This is a genomic window from Hymenobacter volaticus (assembly GCF_022921055.1).
Classification (GTDB): Bacteria; Bacteroidota; Bacteroidia; order Cytophagales; family Hymenobacteraceae; genus Hymenobacter; species Hymenobacter volaticus.
Map to the genome: position 1 here is coordinate 305553 of NZ_CP095061.1, position 13338 is coordinate 318890.

The following is a 13338-nucleotide window of genomic DNA, read 5'->3' on the forward strand; positions in this document are numbered from 1 at the left end:
GCAAGACGTTTTACATCACCCTATTCAAGCGCCTTCATCATGAAACAACCTAAGCAATCATCTTCAGCCGGCCGCGATTCTGTCAACGCTAGCCAGCAGCCCTCGGGTAAAGCCTCGAAAAACACCGGCGCCACTAATTTTGTCGATCAAGCCAAACAGTGGCTCAACAAAGGAAGCATGGGCGACATGATTAGCCAGATTGAAGTACCTAAATCTGTTAAGGAGGCTGGTACTGGCGCCCTATCGAAAGTCAACAAGCTCAGCACCACGCAGAAAGTAGTGGGCGGAGCGCTACTAGCAGCGGGCGTCGGCTACTTAGCTGTGCGCAACCGCAAGCCCAAATCCACGGGGCAAGCTGCCACGTTGCACGAGTTGTTGCTGTTCGTCAACGACCGGATTGAAGGCTACCAGCGCGCCGTAGACGAAAGCCAGGACACGCAGCTACAAGGCTATTACAAGCAGCTTGTAAGTCAAAGCCAGAAGTTCGCTACCAAACTCAACACGTTTTTGCGCCAGCAGGATGGCACCGAAGAAAGTAGTACCACTGCAAAAGGCAAACTCTACCGGGCTTGGATGGACACGAAAGCAGCCGTAACGGGCGCCGACGAAAAAGCCATTCTTGGTTCCAATATCTACGGCGAGGAATGGGCCATCAAAGCCTACGAAGAAGCTCTGAGTGACAACACCCTGACCGGTCCCCTGCGCCAGGAGGTAGAACGCCAGTATGCTCAGTCGCAGAAAACGTACAAAGAATTGCAGAAGATGGACGGCAAGCTGTAAAGCAACCAACCTTCGTGCACGTATAGCCTCGTCGGGACTGACACCTAATTGTCGGGCTCCTGACGGGGCTTTTTGTTGCGCAAGTAGAGCAGTTACATTTCGGCTCCTACATTATTGAATTGCCAAGTGGCGGCTTGCAGGGCCTGAGTGCAGTCTCAACTGTGCTTGGTGTTCTATTATCTTCCGTTCTTGCGCACCTATACCCGCACCCTAGAATGCTACCTCCCGCCACCGATTTTCTGCCCGAATTAGAGTTTCAAACCAGCCGTAGCAGCGGGCCTGGCGGTCAAAACGTGAACAAAGTGGAGTCGCGCGTGGAGTTGCGCTTCCGTCTGGCTGCCTCCGAGTTGCTTTCTGACGAGCAGAAACAAACGCTCCAACAAAAGCTGGCCTCAAAACTCACGGCGGAAGGAGAGTTACTGGTAGTGGCTCAGGAAGACCGGAGCCAGTTGCGCAACCGTGAAATTGCGCTACGCAAGTTCCACGATATGCTCACCAAAGCGCTGCACAAACCCAAGCCCCGCAAAGCCACCAAACCAAGCAAAGGCGCGGTCCGCCAGCGCCTGGAATCCAAAAAGAAGCACGGCGAGAAAAAAGCCAACCGCGGCAAGTTGAATTTCTAGCTTATCTGCCTGCCGCTGCCAAAGTATCCATTCTATTGAGCACAGTATTAAGGAGTTGAAACCTATGGTGTGCTCACCGACATTATCAGCACAATCAGAACGTCATGCTGAGCGCAGTCGAAGCATCTCGCTGGCGTGGTAAACCTTATTGCCGATTCAACGACGCGAGCGAGATGCTTCGGCAAGCTCAGCATGACCGTTACTACGCCTGCGTCAGCACGCGAGATGCTTCGACTGCGCTCAGCATGACTGTTACTTTGGTAAAGGCAGCGGCGGTAGTACAGCTGTACATTAATACAACCAACTATTTAACTATCAACGCTTAGCTAGCAACACATGCTAGTTCAAGTCTAGTCCGAATAGTACTCCAAACCACGGTTTGCGTTGATAAATCCAGTTAGGTCCATCGGGGCCCAGTAACTGGTCGGCCCCGATGGCCAGCCCAAGGTTGAAGATGCGAGCATCGTAGATAGCCGCTGCTCCAACATGGACCACGAAGCCTTCATACTCCGCTACTTTGGTTTGCTGGTTGGTGACGTCGGGATTGATAATAGTGGAGCCCAGGCCCGTGAACAAGCCGTAGCCGAGCCCTACCGTCCGGATTTGTGGTTGCTGCTGGCCGTTCAGCAAGAGTCGGCTATTGACGTGGTAGAAATCGAGGCGGCGACCGAAGTACAAAGCAGCGTTGAAGTTGGTATTGAGCTGCACCGGTACCGGTCCCTGCGGCGGACGCGCTTTGAAAGGAATCGTAAACACGTCGAGGTCGAACTTGCGGTCCAGCAGAATGACGTGCTGCCCCCGGTGCAAAGGATAGGTAAAGCGACGCGGCTTGCCGTTTGGCGGTTCCATGAGGAACTCCAAAGAGTCGTGTTTTTGCTCTACATACACAGTTCCTTCCCTGCCGATGGTGGCAGCCAGAGCCGGGTCGTTGGTGCGGAAGAACTGGTAATTGCCGGGCTCCAAGTTGGGTAAGCGCCCTACAGCCGCGCAGCCACCCAGCAGATTACCAACTAGTGCTAGCTCCGCTAGCCGCAGCCATCGGTTTACAAGGTACCGACCAGAAAAAAAGAAAAGCAGCATGCCAGAACGTTGAAGGCGACAAACGTAACGTTAGATCCAGCCTTTGCGCTTGAACCACACATAAATACCGACGGATATCACCACCATACTGATCATGGCTATCGGGTAGCCAAGCCGCCAGGTTAGCTCAGGCATATGCTGAAAGTTCATGCCGTATATGCCCGCAATAAAGGTGAGCGGCAGGAAAAAGGCGGAAAACACCGTCAGTACCCGCATGGCCTCGTTGGTGCGCTGCGACGATAACGAGAGGTACAAGTTCATGAGGTTGGTAGCACCGGCATCAAGCTGCTGATACAAGGTTTCCACTTTCACTTGCAAGTCCTGCGTGTCTTGGAGCAGCGTGCTGTCGGTGGTGTTGGCTGCTGTTTGGCGCCGAAGCATAAGCAGGATGTCGCGGGTTAGCAGGAGTAATTGCTTGGCTGCCGAAGCTTTGCGCTTTAGGAAGTACAAGCCTTGCAGCGCATTAGGTACTTCCTGCTTCAGAAATATCTCGGCCTCGTAGTCGTCCAGCTCTTTGGTGAGGGCCATGGCGGGTTGCACGTAGCTGTTAAGCGCATAGCGCACAATATGAATGGCCACTTCCACAGGCGAATCGCACTCTTCGCCGGGGCACGGGCTACGTTTTTGAGGGTGCTTAGCACCGGATGAGGCCGCCGGTGTACTGTAATCAAGTACTTGGAGGTGTAGAAGATAGCAATCTTGGTGCTTAACTCCTGAATGGTATCGGCCTGGTTGTTTTCGGGCATGCTAAACACCCGCAGAATAACGAAGTTCAAGCCGTTATTGGCCTCGAACTTCGGTAAGTGAGTAGGCTCCAGACAGTCGCGTACCAAAGAATCGGGGAGGTCGTACTGTTCGGCCACGGCTTTTAGCTCGGCCGCGGTTGGGCTGGTGATGTCGAGCCAAGCGAAGTCGGCTTCTTGCCGCGTCAGGAGGTCTTCAGTCATATACAAAACACAGTCGGCGCACAGCGTTGCGTTGGTTTTGGCCGGCTTGCTGCTTCTACATACGGCTCGGGACCGCTCAAGAGTTAACCGTGAGGGCAAAGCAGGACTTTGACTTCCGTCAGCACCGCTGCGTTTGGCAGATTAGTTTACTTCGCCAGGGTCTGTAAAATCCTACACGCTTACTGGATGTTGTTGAAGGCTTGCTAATGAGTCTCAAGCGTTGAGCTTGGGCAGCAAGATGCAAGCTCGACCTTTAACCTTCTGTATATGTTGACGTTATGATTGGTGTTTAGGTGCACTTGCTTTTCTACAGTCACTGAAAGAAGGTGTCCGACAAGCTTCTCTTACTCCTTTCAACAGCACGCATATGCACAAATTACACGAAACCATTCTACGTCGAAATTTTCTGTCGAATTCAGTGAAAGGCACTCTGGCGCTCGGCGTCGGAATGTCCACCCTGGCTTCGTTGCTCCAATCCTTTACTTTCTCGGAAGACGAAAATTCGGGCCTGCTCCTGCAGGGCGCGGGCTCTATCACCACCGAAGCACAGTTTCGGGCCGCCATTGCTGGGCCCGTCAACACCTCGATGCTGAGCAGCCAACTGGCCACTACGCAAGCCACTAATCAGTATGCCAAGCAGTTTGCTGGCTTCGAGCTAGAAGAAACCAAAGGCATGCTGAGCATCCTCAAAGACATGGGCACCACGCCTCCGCCGCCAGATGCAAAAGCGCAAGCCATGATGACGCAAATGAAGTCGGCCACCGGCGCAGCCTTCGACAAAGCCTACATCACGGCGCAACTTCAGACTCACCAGTTGCTGCAAACTCTCACCCAGGGTTACCTCGCCAGCCCTGCCCCCGCCAAAAGTAATATGATGGAGATGCACGGCCGCCACATTGCCACGCTGGCCCTGGCTACCATCAAAGAACACGTGGCCATCACGCAGCGCCTGTCTACGGTGCTAGGAGGCTAGCTGCCCTTCGTCAAAAAGTAGAGAATTAGCTAGAGTTCTAAACCAGAAAAGCTAGTTTCCCTCAGATGATTAGGGAACTAGCTTTTCTAGTTTTATCTACCGTTAGAAACTTTCGTTTCAGAACAGACGCAATTAAAGAGGAAAGATGGATTTCACCTACAACAGCGTGCCGCTTAGCACCATGGTAGCCACCGAGAAGTAGATGATTAATCCTGTTACGTCCACGAGCGTGGCGACGAAAGGAGCAGAGGCCGTAGCTGGGTCGAGGCCTAAGCGCTTGAGCAGCATAGGCAGCATGGCACCCGCCAACGCGCCCCACAGCACGATGCCCAACAGCGAAAAGCCTACCGTTATGGCAATCAGTCGCCAGTATTGGCCGAAATAACCCGGGTCGACGACGGTGGCCCACAGCACGATGCGCAACGAGCCCACAACGCCTAGAATAACGCCCAGCAGCAAGCCCGATTGAATTTCGCGCCGCAACACTAGCCACCAGTCGCTGAGCGTGAATTCGCCAAGACTCATGGCCCGGATAATGAGCGAAGTAGCTTGTGAGCCAGCATTGCCGCCCGCCGAAATAATAAGCGGGATAAACAAACCAAGCACAGCAGCCTTCTGCAGGTCATCTTCGAAATGGTGCATGGCCGAAGTGGTCAGCATCTCGCCGACCAGCAGAATAACAAGCCAGCCCGCGCGCTTCTTGACCATGCTCCAGATAGAGGTAGCCAAGTAAGGCTCGTCGAGAGCCTCTGAACCGCCCAGCTTCTGAATGTCCTCGGTGTCTTCCTCTTCTCGGATATCCAGAATGTCGTCAATGGTAACAATGCCGAACAGCACCCCTTCATCGTTCACGACGGGCAAGGCCACCCGGTCGTTGCGCCGAAACACGTCGATGGCCTCCTCTTGGTCTTGCATAGCTCTGAGCGACACGTAGCGGTGGTCCATCAGGTCGCGCACCAGCTTTTGTGGATCGGCCAGCAGAAACTCCCGAATGCGGATGTCGTCAATGAGTACCCCCCGGTTATTGGTTACGTACAGCACGCTCAGCGTCTCCGACTGGCCGCCGTGGCGCCGAATGTAGTCGAGCACCTGCTGCACGGTCCAGTTCTCACGGATGGCAATGTAGTCGGGGGTCATCAACCGGCCCACCGAGTACTCGGGGTAGCCGAGCAGTTCCAGCGTCACCTTGCGCTCCGGCTCCGACAGCGTCTGAATCAGTTCCTTCACGAAATCATCGGGCAGGAACTCCAGCAGCGCCGTCCGGTCATCGGGCGACATTTCGTTGAGGATGTTGGTGATTTTCTCTTGCGTCAGATTGGTCAAGAAGTGTTTTTGCACTTCCAGGTCCAGATACTCAAATACCTGAGTGGCCAAACTGAGGGGCAACAGTCGAAAAATAATCAGCTGTTCCCGTTCTTCTTCTTCCTCAATCAACTCCACCAGCTCGGCCGGCTCGTAATGTTTGAGGAGCTCTTTGAGTTTAAAAAACTCGCCCTCCTGAATCAGGGACGTGATGTGTTCGGTGGTCGGGTGCTGATTCATGAATGATAGAAGGGCAGTGTCTCGCTAGGCAGATAGGATTAGTGACCAAATGGCGCGCAAAAATAGCCGGATTCCGCGGCTCAACAGCACTGTATCAGAAAAATAGTGGTAGTACGCGAAGCCACCGCTTAACGCACAAGCAAAGCAACTTCTTGCACCGTAGGGCTTCTAGAACAGCATCCATCCTCCTCCATTGTTCCCCACCTAAGTCAGCCATAGCGTCGAAAGCTGCCATCGGGCAGACTTGTAGTTTTCGACGCTCACACTATCCGGCAGCAAGCAGCAAGAGTGATGAAAACAGCAGCTAGTTTCTCTCGTGACGAAACCATGTTACGAGTTGCCTGCAAGCCACCATGCTCATACACGAAGCGTAGACTCCGACTTTCAACGGATTTGTTGACCTGGATAGTTTCAGCTTTATCAGGCTGATAGAAAGCGGCGGAGTTATTAATTCGTTACGAGGTAATTCGCTTTCCAGCCAAAATTTCGGGCGGCCCGTACATTTGATCCGTCCTCCCCGTGCTGCCCATGCCCCAATCGACGCCTGCTGCTCTGCCACTCGGCACACTCGTTGCCCTCGGTGGTGGCGACGATGATGCCCTGCTCGCGCTGCTCTGCGACATGCTGCCTTCTCTCGATACGCCAATTGAGATTCTAACTACGGCCTCGCAGGACCATGCCCGAACGGCCGCGGCCTACGAAAAAGCGTTTCGGGAGCTTGGCTGTACTGCGGCTCGCCACTTGCCCGTCAACGAGCGGCACCCCGCCGATGCACCCTCCACCTTGCGCCGTCTTGCCCGCGCTGGCTTAGTGTTCTTCACCGGCGGCGACCAAGAGCGCATCACCGATTTCATTCGCGGTACCGAGTTTTTGAACCAGTTGAAGCACCGCTTCTGCACCGAGCCCACCTTTATTGTGGCCGGTACCAGTGCCGGCGCCGCCGCGTTGCCCGACCATATGCTCGTGGAAGGATACGGTTGGCGAGCCTTGCGCAAAGGCGGCATCCAGACCGTGCGTGGCCTTGGACTCTTACCAAACTTGTTCATCGATCAGCATTTTGTGGAGCGGGGGCGGTTTGGGCGCCTCATGCATGCCCTGCTGACCCATCCGCTTTGCTTAGGTTTGGGCTTGTCGGAGGAGACGGGCATCATTGTCCGTGGGGGTACGGTGGCCGAAGTATTTGGCGATGGAGTAGTGATGACGATTGATGCCCGCCACTTGCGTGGCAACAACGTCGGGCGGGCCGGTCGAGGCGAGCCAGTGAGCGGACAAGACTTGCGCGTGCACATGCTGGTGGCTGGCCAGCAACTCGATCTGCGCACCCGGCAGGTTACCAACAACGTGCAAGACTGAACAATTGGCAAGAAGTCGGCGACAATTTTTGAAGTAGTGCTAATATTGTCAATAAATAGCCTGCTGATGGCCTGGTGCTTGCTTGTTGAACTTGTGAACTAGTCAGGCCGAGATTTCTGTGGGGCGCTCAGTGTGTTTTTATTCCTATAAACCCCATCCTAAAATTGTTAGGCAAGCCTACTATCCCTGATTTTTTTCTCCTACATTTAAAGCCATAACCCCAAATCCTCACCCACATTCCTTTTTGTATGAACTTCAAATTTTTACTTCTCGCAGGGGGGACGCTGCTCTCAAGCACGGCGGCTTCGGCGGGCGGCTACCAAGTAACGCTAGCCGGGCAGAAAAATAACGGTATGGGCGGCGTTGGTGTGGGCTTGTCCCTCGACCAGGCCGCTATGTTCTACAACCCTGGTGCCTTGGCTATGGTGAAGGATAGAGGTGTGCAGCTTGGCGTGAATGCCACGCTGGCACGCAATGCCTTCGTAGCCGAAGGCGGAAGCCAGCAGCGCCAACTTCGCAACAGCACCGTAACGCCTTTCAACTTATACGCAGGTTTTGGACCCGCTGAAGGTAAATTCCGGGCGGGCATTGCCGTTTATACGCCTTTTGGTAGCAAACTCCAGTACGCCAATGGGTGGGAAGGCCGCACTTCCCTGACTGATATTACGCTGGAGTCGATTTATGTTCAGCCAACGTTCAGCTACGCCATTACCGACCAATTGAGCATCGGGGCGGGCCTGATGATTTTGGCGTATGGTTCTGTAAACCTGCAGCGCGACATTCCACTGCCCGATTCTTTCGGCCACATCGAGTTGGATGGCAAAGCTGAAAACAAGGTGGGCTACAACGCTGGTATCTTTTTCAAGCCTTCCGATAAGTTGAGCGTCGGTATTAGCTACCGCTCCAAGATTGATGCGCAAGTAAAGGACGGCGACGTAACCTTTACTAATGTGTCGCCGAGCTTCGCCTCGCGCTTCGAAGCCACCAAATTTGGTGCTACGCTGCCCCTGCCTGCTACTACCAGCATCGGTATCGGCATAATGCCCAATGAGAACCTGACCATCGGGTTGGATGCCAACTTTGTGGAGTGGAGCAAGTACCGAGTGTTACGCTTCGACTTCGACAAGCAAGTGAACGGGAATACCTTTAGTGAGTCGAAGCGCTTCTACCAAGATGCCCTTACCTTCCGCGTAGGTGGGCAATACAAACTCACTAGCGGCCTGACCGTGCGCGCCGGCGGTTCCTACGACATGACCCCGGTGAAGGATGGCTATGTAACGCCCGAAACCCCCGACAATGACCGCATCAGCGGTACTCTGGGCGCTTCGTACTCGTTCGGCAAATTTGGAGTGGACCTGTCAAGCCAATTCGTTTCCATTCAGAAGCGTACGCAAACTCAGCAGGATTTGCTCAACAACGGTACCACTGACCGGATTGCCGGTACTTACAAAACTAATATTGTGATTCCGGGCCTGGGCCTGAACTACAACTTCTAATTGCGCCTAGCTTCCCACCACATGACTACTTCTCTATTTCGTAAGTGCGCCCCGGTTGTGGCGCTGATGGGTTTGGGTCTTACCGCCTGCCAACCCGACCTGGAAGACGACTTCACGCCTAGCGCCGGCACCGCTGATTTCTCCCGCTACATTGCCGTTGGCAACTCTCTCACGGCTGGCTACTCCGATGGAGGCTTGTACCTGGAAGGACAATTAAGCTCTTATCCTAACTTACTAGCTGGCCAGTTTCGGGCAGCTGGTGGCGGCGACTTTGTGCAACCGCTGTTTCAAACTGGGCAAGAAAATGGCTCGGGCTATCTGCGTCTGACGGGCATTGTCAACGGCTCTCCTGTTACGGCTCCTGTAACTACCAATTTAGCTTTGCGGGCGGGCGCTACAGCTGCTCGCCCACTGTACACGAAGTATACCGAGCCAGTGAATAACTTGGCTGTGCCTAATATCCGCCTTTCGGATATTGAAACCGCGGGATTTGGCAACACGCAAACATCACCGTCAAATGCTCTTACGTTCAACTCGTATTTTGAACGTATTACCCCCGATGGCAACAACCAAACGTATCTGGCCCGGGTAGCGGCTTCCAATCCTACCTTCTTCACCAACTGGCTTGGCAATAACGATGTGCTTGGTTTTGCTACAGCAGGCGGAGCAGCAAACTCTCTGACGCCTACCGCAACCTTTACGGACAAAAACAACAAGGTTATTGATGCCTTGACGGCAAACGGGGCAAAAGGATTGGTAGCAACTATTCCTAATGTAACCAACATTCCCTTTTTCACGACAGTTGGCCCTGCATTCAAAACAACATTGACAGCAGCCAACGTACCTGGTTTAGTAATTCAAACGGGTGCTGCACTAGGCGGACCAGCTTCGGGTAACCGGAAGCAGATTACTACTGCCGACATTCGTGATGCTAGTGGTAATGGCAGGCAGTTGTTTACACTCATCTCTTCTCCATTCCTGACCTTACTCAACCAGCGTTCAGGACGAGCTTGGCGTTATGTGTACAGCCAGAGTGGTCAGCCGGCTGCTGGTTTTCCGTTGTTTTTAGCTGCCTATGGTATCGACACTACTGCTACGTTCGGCACTAGTGCAGGCAATCCAATACCTAGCTTGTTTGTGCTTGATGACGTAGAACAGGGGCAGGTACTAACGGCTACCACAGCTTTCAACGCTGCTATCACGGCTAAAGCCAACGAGAAAGGACTCGCTATTTTCGACGCTAATACGTTCTTTACTCGTGTTGCGGCATCAGGAATTGTTACGAATGGTGTTACCAACAATGCTAATTTCATTACTGGCAATCTGTTCTCGCTCGATGGGGTGCATCCTACACCTCGGGGCTACGCCATTGTGGCCAATGAGATGATTAGTGCCATCAACGCCAAATACGGTTCTAATATCTCGCAAGTGAATCCGAACGACTACCGCGGGGTTAAATTTCCTCAGTAATAGACTTCAACAAAACTAAAAGCCTGCCTCCAACTATTGGAGGCGGGCTTTTTTGTGGGCAACTGCTCTAGCTACGACTGCGGCGTGAGTTGCACCGGCTGCAAGACTTCGGGTAGCGCGGGTGCTGGCTGACCGGCCAGGTGCGCGGCTATGACCTGGGCGTGGTAGCGGCCATTCTCAATAAACCAACGGCTGGTGTTAAGGCCGCCGCACACAGTGCCTGCCAGGTACACGCCGGGGAGATTGGTTTCTAGGGTCTCAGCGTCGTGGGTAGGAGTTTGGGCGGCATCTAGCTCACAGGTAATGCCAAGAGCAGCCAGGAAGCTGAAGTCGGGGTGGTAGCCGGTGAGGGCATATACGTAGGAGGCCGGAATAGTAAGCGGGCCTTCGGGCGTATCAATCTTCACGATATCGGTTAGAATACGCTCGATGGTAGCATTGAAGTGCACTTTGATACGACCTTCCTTGATGCGGTTCAGCAAATCAGGTCGAATCCAGTACTTGACGGAGTTGCTGATTTCAGCGCCCCGCACGATCATCGTCACGCGGGCGCCGGCCCGTAGCAACTGCAATGCCGCCTTCGCCGACGAATTCTTGGCGCCTATTACCACTACATCTTGATGCGCGTGGGCATATGGCTCCTTGTAGTAGTGGCTAACGTGGGGAAGGTCTTCGCCGGGTACGTTGAGGTAGTTGGGTACGTCGTAGAAGCCAGTGGCTACAATAACATAGCGGCAATTGATGCGCTCCTTCTCCGTCACTACTTCGTAGTTGCCGGGCTCGCCTTCCAATCCTGTTACTCGTTCGTAGAGGCGCAGGTTCAGGTTCTCGGTCTGAGCCACGCGGCGGTAATAGTCGATGCCGTCTTCACGCAGCGGCTTATAGCTGCTGACCGGGAACGGGTGACCTCCTATTTCCAGCAATTCAGGCGTCGAGAAGAATTCCATGTTGGTGGGGTAGCCGATAATAGAATTCACCAGCGCGCCCTTATCAACCACAACGGCTGTAAGCCCACACCGCTGCACTTCCAGCGCGCAAGCCAAGCCTACTGGGCCAGCCCCAATTACAACTACATCAACCATATAAACCTTGAGTAAGCAAGTCCAGCTGTTGGACTGCATCTTTTAAAATAAAGCCAGTCTTACGCAAATAAGTCCAAGCGCGGAGCATAGCCGCCAAACACCCCTAGAGTATTACGGCTTACTAGCTAGTTAGTAGTAAACAAGCAAAGTCCACCCGTGGGTTTCGCGGATAAGTGCGAACTTGCCTCTTAGTTTGATTTCAAGACTATGCGCACTTGCGACTTATGCGGGCATACGGCGTTTCGGCCGCGCCCTTTCTATTATACGTTGGAGGGGCAGCGCTTGCAGGGCATGCAATGCCAAAATTGTGAGTTGGTGTTTCTGGACCCCCAGCCAACGCCGGCCCAGCTAGAGCGGCTCTACGGCAAAGAGTACTTCACCGAGCGCCCCAACTACGATCGCACGGCCCAGGACCGCAAGTTCATTGAAGAAGGTGCCACGCTCGATCTGAGCCAGCCCCGCGCCGATAAGTTCACCGATTATATGATGCGTAACTACCCTGGCCGCCGCTTCCGGTATCTGGAGGTAGGGTGCGGACCGGGCTACACGCTCAAAAGCCTGCAAAGCTTAGGGTGGGAAACGCACGGACTCGAAATATCAGCCCACGCCGCTGATTTTGCTCGCCGTGAGCTAGGCTTGCCTGTCGTGACGGGCAACATCGAAACCACCGAAGATTTCCACGAAAACCAGTTCGACCTAGCATATCTCGGCGACGTGCTAGAGCATTTGCTGTCACCGTCGGCCGCCGTGGCCAAGTTTGGGCGCATTCTGGCGCCGGGTGGATTGCTGGTATTGGCGTTGCCAAGCGTGCTCAATCTGCCAAGTATGCGGGCTGGCTTCGCCCTCTATAGTGCGCTAGGCCGGCAGCGCCGTATGGATTTGCCACCTTATCACCTCTACGAATTCACGCCCACCACTATCCGCAAGCTGCTAGCCAAGCATAAGTTCGAGGTCGTTGATTTGCTGAATCCCGTCAAGAAGCCTCAGCAAATCCGGCTGGGCGGCAATCCGGTGGAGCAAGCGGGCAAACTGCTCGGGCAGTATCCCACTTATTGGCTCAACCAACTTACTGGCCGTTTCGGTGACCGGATGTTTGTGGTGGCCAAGAATGGAAAATAGCTTTTGTCATTCTATGCTTGAAGAAGTAATAGTAAGCCACTAAGTGCATTTAGTAACTGAAAAAGCGCGCTTTTTCCGGTGGCTTAACATCTTCTTTTATGAGTGTTACTGAAATACTTTAAAGTATAATTATATTTATCAATAGAAGAGCATGCCTGTTTTCCCTGTTTTTTATTAATTGCATTAATTAGCTGATTTATAACAATTTATATAAATAAAAGTAGTGGACATTTAGTTGAAAAGTTAATTTATAAATTGGATAGAACAAGCTTATTCTAATATAAGCTACCTTTGTTGTAGCAACTCTATTATGGAAGTTTGACATCGAAAACCTCCACCTTAGCAGTGTATTCATTATTTACATTATTACTCTATTGTGAAACAACTATTGCCATGTATCTCGCTGGCTTTGGCCAGCGCTTTGGGTTCCTGCACCAACGATAAAAAGGAAGAACCATCTCCTCAAATCGATTCACAACTTCTGACCTCTAACACCTGGAAACTGACTGCCGAGACACAAACTGTGGGTAATGCAGAACCAGTTGCTAAGTATTCTACATCTGATGTCGGCGCAAACGACAACACCTTGAAGTTCTTGGCAGACTACAGCCTTAGAATGGATGAAGGTGCCACAAAGGATAGCCACATCAGCTTACAGACCGTCTCGGGAAAATGGAAGTTGAGCGGCAAAACGCTCACCATAGTTGTGGCACCATTCACTCGGCAGTGTGTCATCCAAGAGCTTACTGCTACTAAGTTAATAGTGAGAGTTGACGAAACACTAGACGGGGACCAGAGAGTAACTCGGTATATGTATGAAGCACAGTAAATAAACTTTATCAAAAAAAGGCGGCGCGTACTATACGCGCCGCC

At 52.9% G+C, this 13338-nt stretch carries 13 protein-coding genes; 8 read left to right on the top strand and 5 right to left on the bottom strand.

Annotation, left to right across the window (positions count from 1 at the left end; genetic code table 11):
- Positions 1-39 precede the first annotated feature (39 nt).
- Complete coding sequence (locus MUN86_RS01280) at positions 40-780, top strand: ferritin-like domain-containing protein (RefSeq protein ID WP_245120845.1); 741 nt, start codon at positions 40-42, stop codon at positions 778-780.
- A 215-nt stretch (positions 781-995) separates the two neighbouring features.
- Positions 996-1403 carry an alternative ribosome rescue aminoacyl-tRNA hydrolase ArfB gene (gene arfB / locus MUN86_RS01285; RefSeq protein ID WP_245120847.1) on the top strand — a complete coding sequence of 136 codons (408 nt, stop codon included), beginning with the start codon at positions 996-998 and terminating at the stop codon, positions 1401-1403.
- A gap of 339 nt (positions 1404-1742) precedes the next feature.
- Here the strand turns inward: arfB and MUN86_RS01290 are convergent, their stop codons facing one another.
- Genes MUN86_RS01290 through MUN86_RS31020 form a run of 3 tightly spaced genes read right to left on the bottom strand, consistent with a single transcriptional unit; the run spans position 1743 to position 3430 of the window.
- A complete protein-coding gene (locus MUN86_RS01290; RefSeq protein WP_245120849.1) occupies positions 1743-2483 on the bottom strand; it encodes a hypothetical protein in 741 nt (246 codons plus the stop codon).
- A gap of 30 nt (positions 2484-2513) precedes the next feature.
- Positions 2514-3068 carry a CorA family divalent cation transporter gene (locus MUN86_RS31015; protein WP_311181767.1) on the bottom strand — a complete coding sequence of 185 codons (555 nt, stop codon included), beginning with the start codon at positions 3066-3068 and terminating at the stop codon, positions 2514-2516.
- Positions 2963-3430 (bottom strand): CorA family divalent cation transporter, encoded by a 468-nt coding sequence (locus MUN86_RS31020; protein WP_280640571.1) that lies wholly within the window; start codon positions 3428-3430, stop codon positions 2963-2965. Before MUN86_RS31020 ends, MUN86_RS31015 begins: the two co-directional genes overlap by 106 nt.
- A 367-nt stretch (positions 3431-3797) precedes the next feature.
- Here MUN86_RS31020 and MUN86_RS01300 point away from each other — a divergent pair, with 367 nt between their 5' ends.
- Positions 3798-4403: a DUF4142 domain-containing protein gene (locus MUN86_RS01300; protein WP_245120851.1), complete on the top strand. Its 606-nt coding sequence runs from the start codon at positions 3798-3800 to the stop codon at positions 4401-4403.
- A 156-nt stretch (positions 4404-4559) separates the two neighbouring features.
- On the opposite strand, the gene mgtE is transcribed toward MUN86_RS01300, so the two are convergent.
- Entirely contained in the window at positions 4560-5945 is a 1386-nt protein-coding gene (gene mgtE / locus MUN86_RS01305) for a magnesium transporter (RefSeq protein ID WP_245120853.1), read from the bottom strand.
- A 528-nt stretch (positions 5946-6473) separates the two neighbouring features.
- Here mgtE and MUN86_RS01310 point away from each other — a divergent pair.
- The 3 genes from MUN86_RS01310 to MUN86_RS01320 all read left to right on the top strand — a co-directional run bounded on the left by MUN86_RS01310 (position 6474) and on the right by MUN86_RS01320 (position 10264).
- Positions 6474-7298: a cyanophycinase gene (locus MUN86_RS01310; protein WP_245120855.1), complete on the top strand. Its 825-nt coding sequence runs from the start codon at positions 6474-6476 to the stop codon at positions 7296-7298.
- A 248-nt stretch (positions 7299-7546) separates the two neighbouring features.
- Positions 7547-8794, top strand: coding sequence for an OmpP1/FadL family transporter (locus MUN86_RS01315; protein WP_245120857.1), 1248 nt, complete (start codon positions 7547-7549; stop codon positions 8792-8794).
- Between the two features lie 21 nt (positions 8795-8815).
- Positions 8816-10264 carry an SGNH/GDSL hydrolase family protein gene (locus MUN86_RS01320; protein WP_245120859.1) on the top strand — a complete coding sequence of 483 codons (1449 nt, stop codon included), beginning with the start codon at positions 8816-8818 and terminating at the stop codon, positions 10262-10264.
- A 71-nt stretch (positions 10265-10335) separates the two neighbouring features.
- Here the strand turns inward: MUN86_RS01320 and MUN86_RS01325 are convergent, their stop codons facing one another.
- Positions 10336-11346 (bottom strand): YpdA family putative bacillithiol disulfide reductase, encoded by a 1011-nt coding sequence (locus MUN86_RS01325; RefSeq protein ID WP_245120861.1) that lies wholly within the window; start codon positions 11344-11346, stop codon positions 10336-10338.
- 207 nt (positions 11347-11553) lie between these two features.
- Here MUN86_RS01325 and MUN86_RS01330 point away from each other — a divergent pair, with 207 nt between their 5' ends.
- Together MUN86_RS01330 and MUN86_RS01335 are read left to right on the top strand one after the other, a co-directional pair.
- On the top strand, positions 11554-12465 hold the full coding sequence (locus MUN86_RS01330) for a class I SAM-dependent methyltransferase (RefSeq protein WP_245120863.1): 912 nt from the start codon (positions 11554-11556) through the stop codon (positions 12463-12465).
- Positions 12466-12841: 376 nt separating this feature from the next.
- The gene (locus MUN86_RS01335; protein ID WP_245120865.1) at positions 12842-13294 is read left to right on the top strand and encodes a lipocalin-like domain-containing protein; all 453 of its coding nucleotides are present in this window, start codon (positions 12842-12844) and stop codon (positions 13292-13294) included.
- Positions 13295-13338 lie beyond the last annotated feature (44 nt).